The organism is Nocardia sp. NPDC003693 (assembly GCF_053981095.1).
In genome coordinates, this window is sequence record NZ_JBSFNO010000019.1 from 44196 (window position 1) to 61860 (window position 17665).

Annotated in this window: 21 protein-coding genes and 1 tRNA gene; 13 read left to right on the plus strand and 9 right to left on the minus strand. The window is 69.0% G+C overall.

Features of this window, described 5'->3' with window-relative positions:
• The first annotated feature begins 350 nt into the window (after nucleotides 1-350).
• Together ACWDOP_RS21390 and ACWDOP_RS21395 are read left to right on the plus strand one after the other, a co-directional pair.
• Nucleotides 351-1421, plus strand: coding sequence for a Glu/Leu/Phe/Val family dehydrogenase (locus ACWDOP_RS21390; RefSeq protein WP_456346545.1), 1071 nt, complete (start codon nucleotides 351-353; stop codon nucleotides 1419-1421).
• Between the two features lie 53 nt (nucleotides 1422-1474).
• Nucleotides 1475-2935: an APC family permease gene (locus ACWDOP_RS21395; RefSeq protein WP_456346546.1), complete on the plus strand. Its 1461-nt coding sequence runs from the start codon at nucleotides 1475-1477 to the stop codon at nucleotides 2933-2935.
• Between the two features lie 212 nt (nucleotides 2936-3147).
• Here ACWDOP_RS21395 and ACWDOP_RS21400 read toward each other — a convergent pair whose 3' ends face one another.
• Nucleotides 3148-4020 carry an alpha/beta fold hydrolase gene (locus ACWDOP_RS21400; RefSeq protein ID WP_456346477.1) on the minus strand — a complete coding sequence of 291 codons (873 nt, stop codon included), beginning with the start codon at nucleotides 4018-4020 and terminating at the stop codon, nucleotides 3148-3150.
• Nucleotides 4021-4105: 85 nt separating this feature from the next.
• Here ACWDOP_RS21400 and ACWDOP_RS21405 point away from each other — a divergent pair, with 85 nt between their 5' ends.
• Together ACWDOP_RS21405 and ACWDOP_RS21410 are read left to right on the plus strand one after the other, a co-directional pair.
• Complete coding sequence (locus ACWDOP_RS21405) at nucleotides 4106-4561, plus strand: MarR family winged helix-turn-helix transcriptional regulator (protein WP_456346478.1); 456 nt, start codon at nucleotides 4106-4108, stop codon at nucleotides 4559-4561.
• Between the two features lie 66 nt (nucleotides 4562-4627).
• Nucleotides 4628-5293, plus strand: a complete 666-nt coding sequence (locus ACWDOP_RS21410; RefSeq protein WP_456346479.1) for a cyclase family protein — start codon at nucleotides 4628-4630, stop codon at nucleotides 5291-5293.
• A 221-nt stretch (nucleotides 5294-5514) separates the two neighbouring features.
• Here the strand turns inward: ACWDOP_RS21410 and ACWDOP_RS21415 are convergent, their stop codons facing one another.
• Both ACWDOP_RS21415 and ACWDOP_RS21420 read right to left on the minus strand, forming a co-directional pair.
• The gene (locus ACWDOP_RS21415) at nucleotides 5515-5931 is read right to left on the minus strand and encodes a PIN domain-containing protein (protein ID WP_454207395.1); all 417 of its coding nucleotides are present in this window, start codon (nucleotides 5929-5931) and stop codon (nucleotides 5515-5517) included.
• Nucleotides 5931-6182 carry a FitA-like ribbon-helix-helix domain-containing protein gene (locus ACWDOP_RS21420; protein WP_454207393.1) on the minus strand — a complete coding sequence of 84 codons (252 nt, stop codon included), beginning with the start codon at nucleotides 6180-6182 and terminating at the stop codon, nucleotides 5931-5933. The genes ACWDOP_RS21415 and ACWDOP_RS21420 overlap by 1 nt, the downstream gene beginning before the upstream one ends.
• 230 nt (nucleotides 6183-6412) lie before the next feature.
• On the opposite strand from ACWDOP_RS21420, the gene ACWDOP_RS21425 reads away from it, so the two are divergent.
• On the plus strand, nucleotides 6413-6784 hold the full coding sequence (locus ACWDOP_RS21425) for a hypothetical protein (RefSeq protein ID WP_454207391.1): 372 nt from the start codon (nucleotides 6413-6415) through the stop codon (nucleotides 6782-6784).
• Between the two features lie 88 nt (nucleotides 6785-6872).
• On the opposite strand, the gene ACWDOP_RS21430 is transcribed toward ACWDOP_RS21425, so the two are convergent.
• The gene (locus tag ACWDOP_RS21430; RefSeq protein ID WP_454207390.1) at nucleotides 6873-8096 is read right to left on the minus strand and encodes a L,D-transpeptidase; all 1224 of its coding nucleotides are present in this window, start codon (nucleotides 8094-8096) and stop codon (nucleotides 6873-6875) included.
• Nucleotides 8097-8444: 348 nt separating this feature from the next.
• Here ACWDOP_RS21430 and ACWDOP_RS21435 point away from each other — a divergent pair.
• The 3 genes from ACWDOP_RS21435 (at nucleotide 8445) to ACWDOP_RS21445 (ending at nucleotide 10242) form a co-directional block, all read left to right on the plus strand.
• Nucleotides 8445-8517 (plus strand) — tRNA-Lys (locus tag ACWDOP_RS21435).
• A 401-nt stretch (nucleotides 8518-8918) separates the two neighbouring features.
• Nucleotides 8919-9455 (plus strand): hypothetical protein, encoded by a 537-nt coding sequence (locus tag ACWDOP_RS21440; protein ID WP_456346480.1) that lies wholly within the window; start codon nucleotides 8919-8921, stop codon nucleotides 9453-9455.
• 130 nt (nucleotides 9456-9585) lie between these two features.
• On the plus strand, nucleotides 9586-10242 hold the full coding sequence (locus ACWDOP_RS21445; RefSeq protein WP_456346481.1) for an APA family fibronectin-binding glycoprotein: 657 nt from the start codon (nucleotides 9586-9588) through the stop codon (nucleotides 10240-10242).
• A gap of 13 nt (nucleotides 10243-10255) precedes the next feature.
• On the opposite strand, the gene ACWDOP_RS21450 is transcribed toward ACWDOP_RS21445, so the two are convergent.
• Nucleotides 10256-11116, minus strand: coding sequence for a GNAT family N-acetyltransferase (locus tag ACWDOP_RS21450; protein WP_456346482.1), 861 nt, complete (start codon nucleotides 11114-11116; stop codon nucleotides 10256-10258).
• Between the two features lie 130 nt (nucleotides 11117-11246).
• On the opposite strand from ACWDOP_RS21450, the gene ACWDOP_RS21455 reads away from it, so the two are divergent.
• Nucleotides 11247-11564 carry a hypothetical protein gene (locus tag ACWDOP_RS21455; protein ID WP_456346483.1) on the plus strand — a complete coding sequence of 106 codons (318 nt, stop codon included), beginning with the start codon at nucleotides 11247-11249 and terminating at the stop codon, nucleotides 11562-11564.
• A 44-nt stretch (nucleotides 11565-11608) separates the two neighbouring features.
• Nucleotides 11609-12646, plus strand: a complete 1038-nt coding sequence (locus ACWDOP_RS21460) for a crotonase/enoyl-CoA hydratase family protein (protein ID WP_456346484.1) — start codon at nucleotides 11609-11611, stop codon at nucleotides 12644-12646.
• Here ACWDOP_RS21460 and ACWDOP_RS21465 read toward each other — a convergent pair.
• Nucleotides 12643-13098, minus strand: a complete 456-nt coding sequence (locus ACWDOP_RS21465) for a MarR family winged helix-turn-helix transcriptional regulator (protein WP_456346485.1) — start codon at nucleotides 13096-13098, stop codon at nucleotides 12643-12645. The two genes, ACWDOP_RS21460 and ACWDOP_RS21465, sit on opposite strands and share 4 nt — an antisense overlap.
• Nucleotides 13099-13468: 370 nt before the next feature.
• Between ACWDOP_RS21465 and ACWDOP_RS21470 the strand changes: the two genes are divergently transcribed.
• Nucleotides 13469-13768 (plus strand): excalibur calcium-binding domain-containing protein, encoded by a 300-nt coding sequence (locus ACWDOP_RS21470; RefSeq protein ID WP_454207379.1) that lies wholly within the window; start codon nucleotides 13469-13471, stop codon nucleotides 13766-13768.
• Nucleotides 13769-13845: 77 nt separating this feature from the next.
• Here ACWDOP_RS21470 and ACWDOP_RS21475 read toward each other — a convergent pair whose 3' ends face one another.
• The gene (locus ACWDOP_RS21475) at nucleotides 13846-14067 is read right to left on the minus strand and encodes a DUF3618 domain-containing protein (RefSeq protein WP_354989321.1); all 222 of its coding nucleotides are present in this window, start codon (nucleotides 14065-14067) and stop codon (nucleotides 13846-13848) included.
• Between the two features lie 149 nt (nucleotides 14068-14216).
• Here ACWDOP_RS21475 and bcp point away from each other — a divergent pair, with 149 nt between their 5' ends.
• On the plus strand, nucleotides 14217-14690 hold the full coding sequence (gene bcp, locus ACWDOP_RS21480) for a thioredoxin-dependent thiol peroxidase (protein WP_456346486.1): 474 nt from the start codon (nucleotides 14217-14219) through the stop codon (nucleotides 14688-14690).
• Nucleotides 14691-14840: 150 nt separating this feature from the next.
• Here bcp and ACWDOP_RS21485 read toward each other — a convergent pair whose 3' ends face one another.
• Nucleotides 14841-16151, minus strand: a complete 1311-nt coding sequence (locus ACWDOP_RS21485; protein WP_456346487.1) for a hypothetical protein — start codon at nucleotides 16149-16151, stop codon at nucleotides 14841-14843.
• A 292-nt stretch (nucleotides 16152-16443) separates the two neighbouring features.
• Here ACWDOP_RS21485 and ACWDOP_RS21490 point away from each other — a divergent pair, with 292 nt between their 5' ends.
• A complete protein-coding gene (locus ACWDOP_RS21490) occupies nucleotides 16444-17088 on the plus strand; it encodes a TetR family transcriptional regulator (RefSeq protein ID WP_456346547.1) in 645 nt (214 codons plus the stop codon).
• A gap of 33 nt (nucleotides 17089-17121) precedes the next feature.
• Here the strand turns inward: ACWDOP_RS21490 and acpS are convergent, their stop codons facing one another.
• A complete protein-coding gene (acpS, locus tag ACWDOP_RS21495) occupies nucleotides 17122-17544 on the minus strand; it encodes a holo-ACP synthase AcpS (RefSeq protein WP_454207373.1) in 423 nt (140 codons plus the stop codon).
• Nucleotides 17545-17665 lie beyond the last annotated feature (121 nt).

Genomic DNA, 17665 nt, shown 5'->3' on the forward strand with positions numbered 1-17665 from the left:
CGACGACAAGCGCCGATCACGCCCCCTGATCCACCATCCCGACCCGAATCGATTCCGACCGCCGCGACCGCACCGGCACGGCGGCCCGGACCTCTGCGCAGACTTGCTCGTATTGCACGAAATAGCAAGTACCGCAATGAAAGACGAGAACCACGACCCGCACGCTTCGGCCTGAACCGACCATGCGACACCGCCCGTCCGGGCCACCCGACACGCGAGGCCCGGCGAACCGAGACCCCCCGGCCGACTCCCGGCCTCCCGCCGTGAACAGCGGCGACCAGCGCCCCGCCCCGGCGGCCCACCCGGCCGCACCGGGCAGGGCATCCAGAAAGGAAGCACCCGTGACCGCAATGCACACCGACGCAGGGGTTTTCGCCCGCTCACACGAGCTGAGCCCGCGCAGCCACGAGCAGGTGGTGTTCTGCGAGGACGACCGGACCGGTTTGAAGGCGATCATCGCCATTCACTCCACCGCACTGGGCCCCGCGCTCGGCGGCACCCGGTTCTACCCGTACGCCGACGAGTCCGCCGCGCTGCAGGACGTGCTGCGCCTGTCCTGGGGTATGACCTACAAGGCCGCGGCGGCCGGGGTGGATCTCGGCGGCGGCAAGGCCGTCATCATCGGCGATCCCGCCCGCGTGAAAACCGAAGCGCTGCTGGCGGCGTACGCGCGCTTCGTGGACACCCTCGGCGGCCGGTACATCACCGCGGGCGACGTCGGCACCGACACCGGCGACCTCGACCTCATCGGCCGTCACACCGCGCACGTGACCGGTCGCAGCGTCGCCGCCGGCGGCTCCGGCGACAGCGCCCGCCTCACCGCGCTCGGGGTCTTCCACTCCATGCGGGCCGGGGCCGAGGCGGTCTGGGGCACACCGTCCCTGGCCGGGCGCACCGTGGGCGTGGAAGGCGCGGGCAAGGTCGGCGGCGAGCTCGTCGCGCTGCTGCTCGCCGACGGCGCGGAGGTGTGCGTCAGCGACGTGAACGAGGCCGCGTTACAACGGATTTCACAGGCCGATCCCGCGGTGCGACTGTTGAGCACGGTGCGGACCGCGCCGGTGGACGTCTACGCGCCGTGCGCGCTGGGCGGCACGCTCACCGAGGACAGCGTGGCGGCGCTCGAAGCGAAACTCGTCTGCGGCGCGGCCAACAACCAGCTCGCGCACCCGGTGGTGGAACACGCCCTCGGTGAGCGCGGCATCACCTGGGTTCCCGATTTCGTCGCCAACGCCGGCGGGCTGATCCAGGTCGAGGGCGAATTGCGTTCGGCCACAGCGGCGGACGTGGAATCGGATGTGGCCCGCATCTACGACCGCTGTCGCGACATCATCACCGTCGCGCGCGGCGAGGGCATCGGCGCGGGGGCGGCGGCGAACCGATTCGCCGAGCGCCGCCTGGACGCCATTCCGCGGGCGAACTGACCGCGGAGCCGGAAGTTTCGAGGAGGAGACAGTACGTGGCGATCACCAGCGGCATGTTCCGCACCAAATCCGTTGAACAGTCGATCCGGGACACCGACGACCCGGATTCCAAGCTCCGCAAGGACCTGACGGCCCGCGACCTCACCATCTTCGGTGTGGCCGTGGTCATCGGCGCGGGCATCTTCACCCTCACCGCGCGGACGGCGGGTTCCGTTGCCGGGCCTTCGGTGTCGCTGGCCTTCGTCTTCGCGGCGATCGCCTGCGGACTGACGGCGCTGTGCTACGCGGAGTTCGCGTCGACGGTGCCGGTGGCGGGCAGCGCGTACACCTACGCGTACGCCACCTTCGGCGAGGTGATCGCCTGGATCATCGGCTGGGATCTCATCCTCGAGTTCGCGCTGGCGGTGTCGGTCGTGGCCAAGGGCTGGTCGCAGTATCTGGGCGAGTTGCTCGGGCACCAGGTGTCGATCGAGCTCGGATCGCTGCGGTTCGACTGGGGTGCGGTGGCGATCATCGTGGTGGTCGGCACGCTGCTGGCGACGGGAACCAAACTCTCCTCGCGGGTTTCGGCGGTGGCGGTGGCCATCAAGCTGGGCGTCATCGCGCTCGTGCTGGTGGTCGGCGCGACCTACTTCAAGGCGTCCAACCTCTCGCCGTACATTCCGCCGTCGCAGCCCTCCGAGCACGCCGAGGGCGTGCGCCAGTCGCTGTTCGCCTGGCTCACCGGCTCCGGCGGCACCTCGTTCGGCTGGTTCGGCCTGCTGTCCGCGGCGAGCCTGGTGTTCTTCGCGTTCGTCGGCTTCGACGTGGTCGCCACCACGGCCGAGGAGACCAGGAACCCGCAGCGCGACGTCCCGCGCGGGCTGTTCGGCTCGCTCGCCATCGTGACGGTCCTGTACGTCGCGGTCTCGCTGATCCTCACCGGCATGGTGTCCTACACCGAGCTGCAGGGCGAGGACGCCACCCTGGCAACGGCTTTCGCCATCCACGGCGACACCTGGGTGAAGAACATCATCTCCGTCGGCGCGATCGCGGGCCTGTCGACCGTAGTCATGGTCATGTACCTGGGCCAGACCCGAATCCTGTTCGCGATGTCCCGCGACGGCCTGCTCCCCCGCTCACTGGCTCGCACCGGCGACCACGGCACCCCCGTCCGCCTGACCGTCCTGGTAGGCGTGGTCTGCGCCCTGCTGGCCGGTTTCGTGGACTTCGGCACCCTCGAGGAAATGGTGAACATCGGCACCCTGGTCGCCTTCGTCATGGTCGCGGTGGGCGTGCCGATCCTGCGCCGCACCCGCCCCGACCTGAAACGCGGCTTCCGCGTCCCCCTGGTCCCCCTGATCCCGATCCTGGCCGCCGTGGCCTGCCTCTGGCTGATGCTCAACCTCTCGATCGAGACCTGGCTGCGCTTCGTGATCTGGATGGCCCTGGGCATGCTCGTCTACGTTGCCTACGGCCGCAAACACTCGGTGCTGCGCAAGCAGCCCGCGCGGGAGGAAGTGCCGGCGCGGTAGCCCAGAGCGTGGCGTGCTGCGACGGCTCCGGTCCGACTGGACCGGAGCCGTCGGCATGTCCCGAACGCTCCGCTCGCCCGAGGGCGTCGCCGGTGCCGGAACACAGTGCTGCACGGTGTTTTCCAGCGGCACACCCACACATACCCCGTGCTTACGCCGGAGGTCACGCGATGACCCGATCCATTCGCACCGAGGAACGTCACCGCGCCCGATCAGGCGGTGGGGTCGGTCAGGGACAGGACGGCCGCGACGATCGCGTCCCATTCCGCGCGCGGGGGCATCTCGTGGCCGGTGTGGGCCAGAACGTGCAGGCGGGCGCCGGGGATCGCGGCGGCCAGGGCCTTGCCGTGGGCGAGGGGGAACAGGGGGTCCTCGTCGCCGTGCAGGACCAGGGTGGGGGCGGTGACCTCGGCGAGGCGGTCGCGCCAGGAGGGGCCGGGGTCCAGGAGGAACGGGTTGGTCAGCTGGGCGGCGATGTTCGAGGCGTGGGCCACGACCCGGGTCGCCTGGGCGCGGCGGGCGGTCTCGTCGAAGGGGCGGGACGTGGCGGCGAACGGGCGTTCGGCGGCGACCAGGTACTCCGCCACCGCGGCCGGGTCGGACCAGTCCGGTTCGGGCGCCGCGCCGCCGAAGAAGGCTGCGAGCTCGAGGGTCATGGGCGGGAGATCGTCGGCCCCGTGGCCCGGGCCACCCGGGGTCGACGACGAGAGCACCACGGCGGCAACGCGTTCGGGGTGCTCGATGGCGAGCAACTGCACCACGGCCGATCCGCCCGACATGCCGTAGAGCGTGGCGGCGGACAGACCGTAGGCATCCAGGACCGCGAGCGCGTCACCCACCAGGTCGCGCAGATCGTGCGGCGGCGCGCCGACCTCCGAGCTGGACGACCTACCGGAATCCCGTGCGTCATAGCGGATTACGTAGCGTCCGCCGGCCACCAGCCGCTCGATGAACTCCTCGTCCCACGCCAGCATGGAATCCCCCGCGCCGTGCAGCAGCACGATCGCCGGGTTGCCGGCGTCGCCGAAAGCCTGGGTGTGCAACACGATTCCCGCGTTCTCGACGTTCCGCTCGATACCACTCATGACCCTGCCTCCATCTCCGTTACATGTAACGCAAACCCTAGCGGCAACTTCGTTACATGTAAACAGAATCGGCTAAACTGACCCCATGTCCCGCCCCACCGCTCGCGACCTCGACGCCTGGCACGCCTATCGCCGCCTGCACCTGTTCGCCGACGCCGAGATCGCCCGCGAACTGGAGCAGGACACCGGCCTGTCCATGCCCGACTACGAGGTACTCACCGGAATCGACGACCTCTGGACCCCGGATTCCTGCGTCCGGGTGCGCGGACTGGCCGCCCACCTGCACTGGCCACACAGTCGCCTGTCCCGCCAACTCGGCCGCATGGAGAAACGCGGTCTCATAGCCCGGGAAGCCTGCGAACGCGACGGGCGCGGCGACGACGTCCTGCTGACCGAGGCCGGCCGCACGGCCCTGCGCGACGCCACACCCGCACACCGGGCATCGATCGCCCGCCACTTCACCGACCTGCTGACCCCGGCCCAGCTGACCGCCCTGACCGAGATCGAACAGGCCGTCGCCCGGAATCGGACCACCGGATAGCTCCGGCCCCGCACTCGCGCGGCGCGCCGGTTGCGGCGGACCGGGCCGGTTCGCGAGGCTGACGGGGTGCGACTCATCGATCTGTCGGTTCCACTGCGCAGCGGCATGCCCGTCTATCCCGGCGACCCGGAGGTGGCGATCGAGCCGGCGTTGACGGTGCCGGGGGCCGGGGTCAACGTGCTGCGGGTGCACATGGGGTCACAGAGCGGAACCCACGTCGACGCACCCCGGCATATCGACGACGCGCTGCCCGCCCTGGACGCGGTGCCGCTGGAACGCTTCACGGGGCCGGCGGTCGTCATCGACGCGCGGGGACTCGCGACGCGCACGGCCATCGGGGCCGAGGCGTTCGAGGGGCGGGTCGCACCCGGACAGATCGTGTTGATCTGCACCGGTTGGTCGGATTTCTGGGGGACGGACGACTACCTCGGCCACCCGTTCCTGAGCGTGCGGGCGGCCCGCTATCTCGTCGACGCCGGAGTTCGGACCGTCGGCATCGACGCGCTCAGCGTGGACCCGACCCCCGCGCACGACATTCCGGCGCATCTGGTGCTGTGCCGGGCACACGCGGTGATCGCCGAGAACCTCACCGGACTGGCGGCGGTACTGGCCGCGCAGGAGGCCGGGGACACGGTCGAAGCGTCCCTGTTTCCGCTGCATATCCCCGGCGCGGACGGCGCCCCGGTGCGCGCGGTGGCCCGGATCCTGCCCGCGGCGAGGGCTCGGACATAACGCTTCGCTGTGGACGACGTCCCGCTGGCCGAGGCCGGCCGCACGGCCCCGCGCGACGCCACACCGTGACACCACGCGTCGATCGCCCGGCACTTCACCGATCTACTGAGCCCAGCCCAGGTGGCCGCGTTGACCGAGATCGAAAAGACCATCGCTTGGCATCGCGCCCCCGCCAACGGGCGGTGATCACGCGAATCCGTGCGCGGGTGGATCGCGGCGGGCTAGCGCCACGGGTCGATCACGGGTATCCCCGCCGCCACGAACGGGGTGACATCCCGCGTGGCCACACTGAATTTCGACACGTCCGCGATGGCGGCGATCATGCCGTCGGCTGTCGCGACGGCAGATCCCGCGGCTCGCGCGGCAGCCATCAAGCGTCCATAGCTTTCGGCCGCGTCCAGGTCGTAGGGCAGCACGCGCCCGGCGAACAGCGGCAGCAGGTGATGCTCGAGCTGTTCGAGCAGAATGTCACGGCGGCGGCCGTCGGGCAGTAGCGCAGCGCCGTAACGCAATTCACCGACGGTCACGGCGGTCAGGTACAGGGTCTCGAGGTTCTGAGCGTCGATCCAGGCGATCACTCCCGCATCGGGAGCCTTGCGCAGCGGTTCACTGATGACATTGGTGTCGAGAATGATCACTAGTCGAACTCCAGAGGCTCGGCCGGCGTGCGATCCCGGTTGTCGAAAACGGCGTGCTCGTCATCGGTCAGCCCGACGTCACGCCCGATGCCGGCCAGGAGCGATCCGAGCTTGATCCGGCCGGGCGGCTGCACGGCATCGGTGATGATCTGCCGCAGCTCGGCTTCGGCACTGCGCCCGTGGGCGGCCGCACGCTGCTTTATCGCGCGATGAACTTCCTCGGATAGGTTCCGCACCACAACGCTCTTCATCTGATATCAGCTCCTCAGGGTTGCTATCAATGATAGCGCTACCGCAGATTGATATCACGCATTCGACGCCGATCTAGGATGCCGAGGGCTCGGACATAACGCTTCGCTGTGACGGACGTGGCACTGTATCGGAATTTGTGGCGCGTGACACTCGATCTTCGTAAACTGCTGGGCGACACCCGGGCGGCGTCGGGGCCCCCGTTTTCCAATGCTCGACCAGAGAGATCCACGTGAATCGTTCCGCCGTCACCACCTTGCTAGCCACCGCGGCCATCATGGTCGCCGCTCCCGCAGCCAGCGCGGACATCGTCCTGTCCGAAGTTCCGAACTCGGTCGCCGAAAAGAAGAAGAACGACGACCCGATGCAGACGATCGCTCCCGGTTCCGGCGGATCATCCGACGACATCAACACCGGCACCTCGGGCGGCCTGGCCACCACCGGTTCCACCGGCACCGGCTCGTTCGGCCTGCCCAACCTCGACAAGCTGCTCTTCGGCGAATTCGACTCGCTCTGCGCGGTCACCGGTAGCGCCTGGACGATCCTGGGCGAGACCAGCTTCGGCTGCGGCAACCTGGAGAAGAAGCCCGGCGACGGCTTCTGACGCCGAACCCCCGACGGGTTCCAGCGCACACTTCGAGCATGCGAAAGGGGCGCCGACTACACAGTCGGCGCCCCTTCGCTGTCCTGACTCAGCGGTTGTCGTCGGCGTTGCCGGCCTTCCACTGCTCCCACGGAATGTTCCAGTCACCGAGGCCGTCGACGCCCGAGAGCGTCCCGCCCACGGTGTTCTTGACGATGGTGATGTCACCGCGCTTGGCGTTGTCGTACACCCAGCGCGCGTTCTCCGGGCTCAGGTTGAGGCAGCCGTGGCTGGTGTTCGACGAACCCTGCGCCCCGACCGACCACGGCGCGGAGTGGAAGAAGATGCCCGAGTACGAGATTCGGGTCGCCCAGTCCACCGGCGTCTTGTAGCCGTCGGGCGAGTTCACCGCGACGCCGTAGGTGGAGGAATCCATGATGATCTTGTCGTGCCGGTCGGCGACGATGTAGATCCCGTTGTCGGTGGGCGTGCTGTTCTTGCCCATCGAGGTCGGCATGGTGCGCACGACCTGACCGTTCTTCTCGACCGTCACCTGCTTGGTGTCGTCGTCGGCGGTGAAGATCGTCGCGTCGCCGATGGTGAAGCTCGACGTGATGTCGGTGTCGCCGACCAGACCGTTGCCCAGATCGCGGCCGTAGACCTGCACGGCCACGTCGACCTTGGTGCCCGGCGCCCAGAAATGCTCGGGCCGCCAACGGACTTCGCGGTTGTTCACCCAGTAGAACGCGCCCTCGACCGCGGGGGTTGTCGTGATCTTGATGGCGTTCTGCGCGGCCTTGCGGTCCGGGATGTTCTCGTCGAACTGGATGGCCACCGGCTGACCGATGCCCACGACCTCGTTCTCACCGGGCAGCAGGTAGGGGTGGGTGCGGTTGTTCGGGGAGATGGTGGCGAAGCTCAGCGAGGTGCTGCTCGCACCGCCCAGGCCGATGGCTTCGACCTTGAGGGTGTAGGTGCGCGCGAAGCCGAGCTGTTCGGTCAGCTTCCAGGAGCGGCCGTCCGCGGCCATCTCCCCCGCGACCGCGCGGCCCTCGGGGTTGGTCAGCGTGACCGAGCTGAGCTTGCCGTCCTCGACCTTCAGCACCAGCGGATCGGCGGGCGAGAAGCCCTTCTGGCCGTCCTTGACCGGTGCGATCAGCTTCGGCTTGACGAGCTCGCTGATGGGGTTGGAATCGATTGCGACCGAAGAGGAATCGGGTGTGCTCGACGAACAGCCCACCAGGGCGAGGGCGAGGACGGACAGCACCGCCGTCGACCCCAGCCACGTCGAACGGCGCCGGCTCGACCGGAGCCGACCCTGACCAATACTCATTGCAACCCCAATTCACGTCTCGGTGCGCAGCTGGACACCGAGGATTCGGCCCCGACCACACGTGTTCGACCCACCACGCCCGCGGGGATCAGGTCGAGATCACGCCTGCAGTCATTCTGCCAGGCACCACCGACCTGACAAACGACAACGCGTCCGGACCCCTCGGGGTTCATCCGGTTCATCACCCGCGGGCCGCACTTCGTTAACACCGTTCGAGGAGATCTTCGAACCACGCAAAAACCACCGACAACCAGGCGATTTCATATTTCGCGGCAGAGCCTGTTAATGTTTCTACCGCACCGCAGAGAGGCCGACACCGAGAGGGAGAGGCCGCGAAGCACGGAGCATGCGCCATTAGCTCAATTGGCAGAGCAGCTGACTCTTAATCAGCGGGTTCGGGGTTCAAGTCCCTGATGGCGCACTTCAGAAGGCCCCCGGCGATTCGCCGGGGGCCTTCTTCTTTTGTTGCCGAATCGATGCCGGCCCCGATCCCTTCGGCGGGTCGCCCGATTACCCGCGATCCCGCTCCCCACACCGAACGTGAGCAGAACCACATTCGCCCCGCTCCCGAATCACTCACTCGGATACCGCATCTGGCACGAGCAAGATCGCCGAAGCCGCACACGCCCGGCATCGCAGCGGTGGGCGAACAGGTTTCGAGTGCGGCCGGAGCCTTATACATCTCCGTGGGCGATCACATCCGAGGCTTCCATCGAGTGTGACCGGAAACACATTTCCGATTGCGTGCGATTAGCCAGTACAGCCGAAGCCGTTCGTCGGGGGAACGCGTCAGAGGGAAACCCCGCACGGATTGGAAGGACCATGTTCATACGGAAGCTCTTGGCCACCGCGGTATTCGCGGTGGCGGCCACCGGGATAACGATGGCGACAGCGCATGGTGAGGCCGGGCTCAGCTACAGCGGCGCCGACGGGTCGGTCGGGTACACCACGACCCTCGCCGCCGATCATTCGAACGCCGTCGTCACGCTGGCGAACGGCAGATTCGTCGTCACCCCGGACGCGGTACAGGTCGTCGCGGACAACGGAGCCGTGGTCGGGGCGATACCGACCACCCTGCGCCTGGACACCGGCGGGGCATTCGAGGTGACCCCGACCTTGAACAGCGAGACCGAACTCGCGCTCGCCCCGGTCGGTGGACCCACACCGGCGGCCGCGGCCATCACCGCGCAGGACCTGCCCTTCATGCACGCCACCGGAGGCGGCGGAGCCATCTTCGCGGGCGCGGTCATCGGCTGCGTCGTCGGCGTTCTGATCGGGATCTGGTTCTTCCTGGTCGGCGCGATCTTCGGCTGCGCCATCGGCGCCGCGATCGGCGGCTACATCGGTGCGGTCTCGTGACCGCTGCCGAACACCCATCCGGGCCCCCGGTAGCTGCCGGGGGCCTTTCCCGCCTGCGGGTGGCCCGATCGTGATCTCCCGGCGCGGCGAGCCGCCCTGTCCGGTTCGGCGTGATTGTTAGCGTCGCCGAGTGGACCCCAACCCGCAGTGGTCACCGGAAACCGCCGTGCCCGAGGCGGACTCCGCGATCGCGCCGCGCACCGCGCGCCTGATCGTGCTCGGGTGTGTGATCGCGCTGATCGCCGCGCTGGCCGCCCTGGGCGTGCTGGCGCTCGGGCAGTGGCGCGACACCCGGGACACCGGCGCGGGCGACCGGATCACCAGCTCCGCGGCGGGCATGAGCTTCGCCGCCCCCGCCGGGTGGGAGGAGATGCCCCAGCAGGACGGCGGCGGCCTGGTCTTCGGCCAGGCCGCGCTGACCCGGATCGACGGCGCCGACGGCATGATCCTGCTGGGCCGCCTGGACCAATCCCTGTTCGCCGCCGCCGAATCCGACGACGCGCGCGCCGCCTGCGAGCTCGGCGGCGGGATGGGCGAGTTCTTCTTCCCCGACTCCGGACAGCGGATCGACGAGGCGAGCCACGACCTCACCGGCCGGGACACCACCGGCAAATCCTGCTTCTACCGTGTCGATTTCGACGACACCGGCGCCACCACCGCCGAGGTCTACGCCGCGGTCGTGCGCTCGGGCGAGCAGCGCTGGTGGATCACCTGGCTCAGCGACACCGACGCCCCCATCGACCTCGACGCGGCCGCCCGGCTGGCCGAATCCATTCGGCCGCTCTGACTTCGGCGAGCCCTCAGCCGAGTTCGAGGCTCGTCACCCCGAAGACCCGATCCTGCCGGTGCGCCCGCAGCGGCCCGGTGTACATGCGCGCGGTATCGAAGGTCGGTGTCAGCCCGGCCTTCTCGAACAGTTCGACCGCGGGCGCGTTGGTCAGCGGCACGTCGATCGCCAGCGCCCGGCCGCCGGCATGCGCGGCCAGCGCCGCGACCAGTTCCCCGGCATCGGCCGCGCTGTCGGCGAACAGCGGTCCCACCCGCAGCGAATCCCGTGCGGGACGGACGGTTCCGAAGCCGGACACGACGCCGTCGACCTCGCGCACCACCGTGTGGTGCCCGGGCTCGGCGAGCCAGGCGTCCAGGAACCGGGGCCGATCGGCGGGCAGGCAGCCGGAGTCGTAGCGATGCAGGGCGGGCGCGTCGGCGGCGGTGGCCGCGCGCACGGCGGCGCCGGGCACGGGCACGGCGGGAACGCCGACGAATCGCGCACTGCGATAGGCGAGTTCGAATCCGCTGCGCCGATAGTCGTCCTGCCGATCCGGGACGCCGTCCAGGCCGATGGTCCGGGAGCCGGCGTGCGCGATCCCGGCCTTCCAGGTCGCCAGGCCCAGTCCGGTGCCCCGCCGGTCGGGCCGCACGAGATAGAACCCCAGGAACGCGTACTCGGTCCCGTAGTTGACCACCGAGATCGCCGAGACCGGTTGCCCGTTCAGGCGGCCGAGCAGAAAGCCCTCGGGATCCTGGGCGAAGAAGGCGGCGATGTCGCGCTCCCCCGGATTCCAGCCCTCGGCGGCGGCCCACTCGCGAACGAGGGACCAGTCCGCGGCGGTGGCCGTCTCGATGGTGAACACGTCAGCGGCTCCCCTGGCATCCGGCATCCCACCACGGTAGTGGCCCGCCACCCCCGCGGGGTCCGGTTGCCGCAGATCGGGGCGGCGCGGTCGCCGGGGATCGGTGTCACCGCCCTGGACTAGGCTGAGCGACGTTCCCCAACCCTGTGAGCAGCCCATGAACGACTTCGCCCATTCCGATTCCGCCTCCAGCAGCCGCATGGACAAGGCGCGGCGACTGGCCGCCTACACCTGGCAGCGCGACATCTCCGGGGCCGAACTGCTCGCCATGCCCATGGCCGAGCGGCGCAAGCTGGCCCGCGCCGCCGAGGCGAATCCGCCGAGCACCGACGAGACCTGGCAGGTCGTGGCGCGGCTGCTGGCGGAGAAGGACTCCTGGGCCGCGCGCAATCCCGGCCATCCGGCCGCGCGGCGCGAGCAGGCCGACGAGAAGATTCTCTGGGTGAAACCCCCGGTCACGCCCTGGCTCAGCTGACCGGACCCTTGACAGCAAGAAATGAACGGGGGTTCACTGCTTGAGTGTCACCCGACTTCGAGAACCACGCAGGAACCCGGCCCGCCGCCTGGCGCGATGAGCTGACCGGCGGCGACGATTCGCTCTTCGCCGACCGCCCCGCCCCCGACGGCGAATTCACCGGACGCACACTGACTTACGAGGTGACCGGCCGCATCGCCCGCATCACCTTCAACCGGCCCGAACGCGGCAACGCCATCACCGCGGACACCCCGATCGAGCTGGCCACCGCGGTGGAGCGCGCCGATCTCGATCCCCGCGTGCACGTCATCGTGGTGAGCGGGCGCGGCAAGGGCTTCTGCGGCGGCTACGACCTGTCGATCTTCGCCGAGAACGGCATGGAACCCGCGCCGGGCGCGCAGCCCACCGAGGGCACCGTGCTCGATCCGGTGGTGCAGGCCCGCAACCACAATCCGTGGGGCACCTGGGATCCCATGGTCGACTACGCCATGATGTCGCGCTTCAACCGCGGTTTCGCCAGCCTGCTGCACGCGAACAAGCCGACCGTGGCCAAGGTGCACGGGTTCGCCATCGCCGGCGGCACCGACATCGCGCTGTACGCCGATCAGATCATCTGCGCCGCCGACGCCCGCTTCGGCTATCCGCCCACCCGGACCTGGGGCATTCCCGCGGCGGGCATGTGGGCCCACCGCGTCGGCGATCAGCGGGCCAAACGCCTGCTGTTCACCGGCGACAGCCTCAGCGGCGCCCAGGCCGCCGAATGGGGCCTGGCCATCGAGGCGCCCGCCGCGGCCGAACTCGACGAGCGCACCGAGGATCTGCTGCACCGTATTTCGCAGGTGCCGATCAATCAGCTCGTCATGGCCAAACTGGCGCTCAACAGCGCGCTGCTCGGCCAGGGCGTGCTGAACTCCGGCATGATCAGCACCGTGTTCGACGGCATCTCCCGGCACACCCGCGAGGGTTACGCCTTCCAGATGCGCTCGGCCACCGCCGGTTTCCGCGAGGCCGTGCGCGAGCGCGACGAGCCGTTCGGCGATTGGAAGCGCGCGCAGTTCGATCGGCCGGACACCGAGCGCTAGCCGAGATCGGTGCGTTCGGCCTCGGTGACCACCCGGTCCGCGAGCGAGCGCAGCGCCGCGGCCTCGCCCGCGTCCATCTCGTCGATGAACAGCCGCCGCACCAGTTCCACGTGATTGGGCGCGGCGGCTTCGAGCGCCCGCCGCCCGGCCTCGGTCAGTCGCACCTCGCGCCCCCGCGCGTCGTCGACGGCCCGACAGCGATCGATGAGTCCGCGCGCGGCCATGCGGGACAGGTGCTTGGACAGCCTGCTCTTGTCCCAGCAGATCTCCGCGCCCAGATCCTTCGCGCGCAACTGCCCGTTCGCCGCGGACAGCGCGACCAGCACCTCGTAGTCCGAGGTGGACAGTCCGTCACGGGTCAGTCCGGCGGCGATCGCGGCATCCATGCGCTGCCGCAGCCGGATATAGGATTGCCAGGTCGCCTGTTCTTCGTCGCTCAGCCAACGAACCATGCGGTCCATGATATCCCGCTTTAGTTGACATGGACACTAACCCGGTGTATCGGCGCGCACGCGGCCGCGGCGGCGAACGTGTCGTAAAGTACGGGAAATTCGTCCACGACGCACGGCCGGAGATCGTTACCCGCAGTAGCGATTTCCGGAGCGAACGGACGGGACCCCTTCCCGCGGAACACCTTCGCGGGGGCGTCGGTCCGTAGCCTTTTACCTGGATGAATAGCTCATCCGGTTGACAATGCAACGGTCCGCAGAAACAGTAGACGCCGGACCCGTACCGGCCACCGTGCCGCAACCCCGCGGCAGCGGTGGCAATCCGCGCCGAACCGGGCCTATACCAACCTATTGCGCCGACATTGAGGAATACATGAACGTTCGCCGGCTTCTCGTCACCGCCAGCGTCGCGGGACTGACGACCTTCGCAGCCCACGGGGTTGCCCTCGCCAACGTGCCCACGGGATCCTCCGGCACCGGGTCGTCCACCATCGATACCGGCTCGGGCGCCACCGGCTCGGCCAACCTGGCCCAGACCGGCTCCGCCGGTGGCTCGTACAAGAATTGCGACGAGGCCCGGCATGCCGGCCGCGCCCCGCTCTTCCGCGGCGAGCCCGGTTACGGCCCGCACCTGGACCCGGACGGCGACGGATTCGCCTGCCCGACGGTCTGATTCACCCCGGACTACGAGAAACCCCCGGTGCCGATGGCACCGGGGGTTTCTCGTGGTCCCGTATCGCTACGCCGGGTTCAGCGGAAAATCTTGACCAGCACCAGCGTCACGACCAGCGCACCCGCGCCGATGAGGCTGTACTTGATCTTCGGCTCGTTCACCTTCGCGATCAGCGCGTGCTTGGTGTTGTCGGCCAACCGCTGCGGATCGGCCCGCACCGCGAGTTCGTCGAGGGTGTTCGCGAGCCGGCTTCGCGCGGCCTCGATCTCCCGCTCGATCGCCTCGGTATCTCTCGCCACGTCACACTCCTGTCTGAAAGCCGCGTTCAGCGGCACTGTCGTCTCGAGGCCCCGCGCGCGGCCGGACTGCGGCTCGCGCGCCCGCTTACGAGCGGTGCTGTGGAGTGTATCGCTCACACCGCATCGCGCCCGTCTACTACGGTGGCGGCATGACCGAGAACCACCGACTCAGTCCCGGCGACACCGCGCCCGCCTTCACACTTCCCGATGCCGACGGCAAGGAGGTGTCCCTGGCCGACTACCGCGGCCGCAAGGTGATCGTCTACTTCTACCCGGCCGCCAGCACGCCCGGCTGCACCAAGCAGGCCTGCGATTTCCGGGACAGCCTCGCCGAGTTGAACGGCGCCGGGCTGGAGGTCATCGGGATCTCGCCCGACAAGCCCGCCAAGCTGGCCAAGTTCCGCGACGCCGAGGAGTTGACCTTCCCGCTGCTGTCGGACCCGGACAAAGAGGTGCTGCAGGCCTACGGCGCCTTCGGCGAGAAGACCATGTACGGCAAGACCGTCACCGGGGTCATCCGGTCCACGTTCCTGGTCGACGCGGACGGCAAGATCGAGGTCGCGCAGTACAACGTGCGCGCCACCGGTCACGTGGCCAAGCTGCGCCGGGAACTGTCGGTCTGATACCCGGGGCCGGGTGATCCGGCCCACGACACAGAGAAGTCCCGGCCCCCACCGGGCCGGGACTCCTCGAATCTCGGTGCAGCCCCCGCACGCGCCGAGAATCAGATTCCCGCGCAGGGCATTTCGCGCCGGACGCGCGCTGTCAGCGCCTCAGACGCGGGGCATGGTCTGGGCGGCCCACTGCAGCATCATGCGCCAGTGCCCGTCCCACCAGCTCGCGAACTCGGGGGTGCCTAAAGCGGGCGGCGCGATCTCGCCCGGGAACAGCCCGCCCTCGGCGGGCGACCCGACCGGATGCGTCGGCGCGGGGATGATGGAGTCGAAATTGCCGCCGGTCTGGGGCTCGGGCTGCGACTTCACCAGCGGCTTGGAGGGACGCGCCTCGGCGTGCGAATCGAGCGCCCCGCCCCAGTTCAGGGTGGCCGGATCGATGACGACGATCTCCGGATCCGGTTCCGGCGCGGGCGCTTCCAGCATCGGCGCCAGCACCTCGGTGGGCACGGCGGCGTCCTCGGGCAGCGCGTCCGCGAACGCGCCCGCCGAACCGGTGTCCACCGGGGCGGTTTCGACCGGCGCGGCTTCGGCCGGGGCCGTGGTGTGCAGGTCGACCGGCTGCGCCTCGGTGGTGACGCGGGAGTCGGCCAGCATGGGCTCGGGCACCGTCTTGGACCCGCTGCTCGCGGAGTAGACGCCGCCCGCGACCAGGCCGCCCGCGAGCACGCTCGCCGCCGCGAAGAGCGCGGCGGTGCCTCTGGCCCGGCGGATCCGCTCGGCCGCCTCACCGGCGTACTCGACCTCGGGCAGCGCCGACAGCGCGGCGCCGATGGCGGGCGCCGCGGTGGCCACCGCGCACGGGATGACGGGCGCGCCGAAGCCGGCCTCCAGGGCGCCGACGACCGCGGGACCGCTTGCGGCGGAACCGATCAGCACCACGGCGTCCGGTTTGACCCCGGCCGCGTCGAACTGATCCCAGGCCGCGGTGACCGCGGCGCGCATGGCCTCCTCGGTGGTGCCGCCGCCGTTCAGCGTGACCGAGGCGAGCACGCGGGTGCGCTCGGGGTCGATCAGGGAGAAGGTCTGCGCGCCGGGCACGACCTCGCAGATGGCGAGATCCTCGAACTCGTCCACCCAGGTCATGGCGCGAGCCACCGCGAGATGCGCGGCCTTGGCCGACACCATGGACGCCTCGTGCCACGGGCCGGCGGCCAGCTTGGTGACGATGGCGCGGCGTTCGGCGGCATCGTGGTAGGCCACGGCCGCACCGACGATGTCGCGATCGGGGCTCAACTTGCCCGCGAGTTCCTCGAGGACCAACTCGACGGCGGCGGCCAGATCGGCCTTGGTATCGCCGGTGATCTTCTCCACCCGCTCCAGCACCACGCGCTCGGGCAACTTGTCGCCGGTGTCGGCGAGGGCCACGGCACGCACGGTACCGCGCTCGGTGGCGACACCGATGGTCACCGCGGAACGAACTACTGAGGTGGGAACCACAGATCAGCCTTCCAAGGTCGCTATTGTTCTGGTCGTTTACCTCTATGTCGAGACAGCCGGGAAGCAGCTGCGATGGAGGTTCGTCGCCATTCCCGGGTCCGGATGGGTAAAAAACGGGGCGAGATGGGGACACACGAACTACCGCAGCGTGTCATCGGAGTGTCGCTACCTCTAGGCTGTGAACGTGGATGCGCGCACGGGAACCAGGTCGACACGGCGACCGGACCCTGCGTTGGAGTTGCAGGACGACCCGCAGGAACTCATGCCGCGTCGCCGCCCGACGCAGGAACGAAGTAAACGAAAGTTCGACGCGCTGCTGCAGTCCTCGCGCGAATTGCTGGTCGAGGTCGGCTTCGAATCGTTCACCTGCGAGGAGGTCGCCGCCCGCGCGGAGGTACCGATCGGCACCCTCTACCAGTTCTTCGCCAACAAATACGTCATCGTCTGCGAACTCAATCGCCAAGACCTGGTGGCTGTTTCACAGGAGCTGGCCGACTTCCACGGCGAGATTCCGTCCATGGACTGGCTGCGGCACATGAACGCGCTGGTCGATCACCTGGCCGACCTGTGGATGACGGACCCGTCGCGCCGTGAGGTCTGGCTCGCGATGCAGTCCACGCCCTCCACGCGCGCCACGGGCGCGATTCACGAGCGGGAGTTCGCCGAGGCCGTCGCGCTGATGCTGCGCCAGCTCATGCCGCGCACGCCGCGGGGGCGCCGCTCCATGATGGCGCAGGTGCTGGTGCACGTCGTCTATTCGATGCTGAATTTCTCGGTGCAGGACGGCCTGGCGCACGAGGACGCCGTGGCCGAACTCAAGCGACTCATGGTCGCGTATCTGCTTATCGCGGAGAAGGAATCGCGCACGGGCGGGCAACGCAACTCGCTCGAACCCGAGGCCAACTGAAGCCGAGCGGCCCCGGCCGGCGCACGATAGCTCTCAGTTCTGCAGCAGGTCCGCTAGCTCGCCCGGATCCTCCAGCACCACCATGGCGGCAGCGGTGTCCCCGTCGTGGGTCAGCGACAGATGCACCCGCACCCGCGGCAGGAATTCCGCCGCGAGCCCGTGCAGCTTGATACTCGGCCGCCCCCAGGCGTCGTTGACGACCTCGATGAGCGGGTACGGGTTGTCACCGATCTGCGGGCTGCGCGCGAAACGCGATGAGGCCCAAGCCTTGATCACCGCTTCCTTGGCGGCCCAGCGGGCGGCGTAGCTGCGTGCGGGATCGGTGCCCTTGCTTTGGCAGTAGCGCCGTTCTCCAGCGGTGAAACTCTCCCGGATCATGGTGGTTCCGGTGCGTTCCAGTTGTTCGGCGAATTCGGAGATGCAGACCAAATCCAGCCCGATACCAAGGATTGTCACTTGTGGGGACTCCTCGATTCCTTCTTGTGCGATCCAATGGGCGCAACATACCAGCGGAGCCTACGGTTCCGTAGGCTCCGCTGGTCGTGGGTTCAGTTGTGCCGCGTCCCACTCGGCCCCG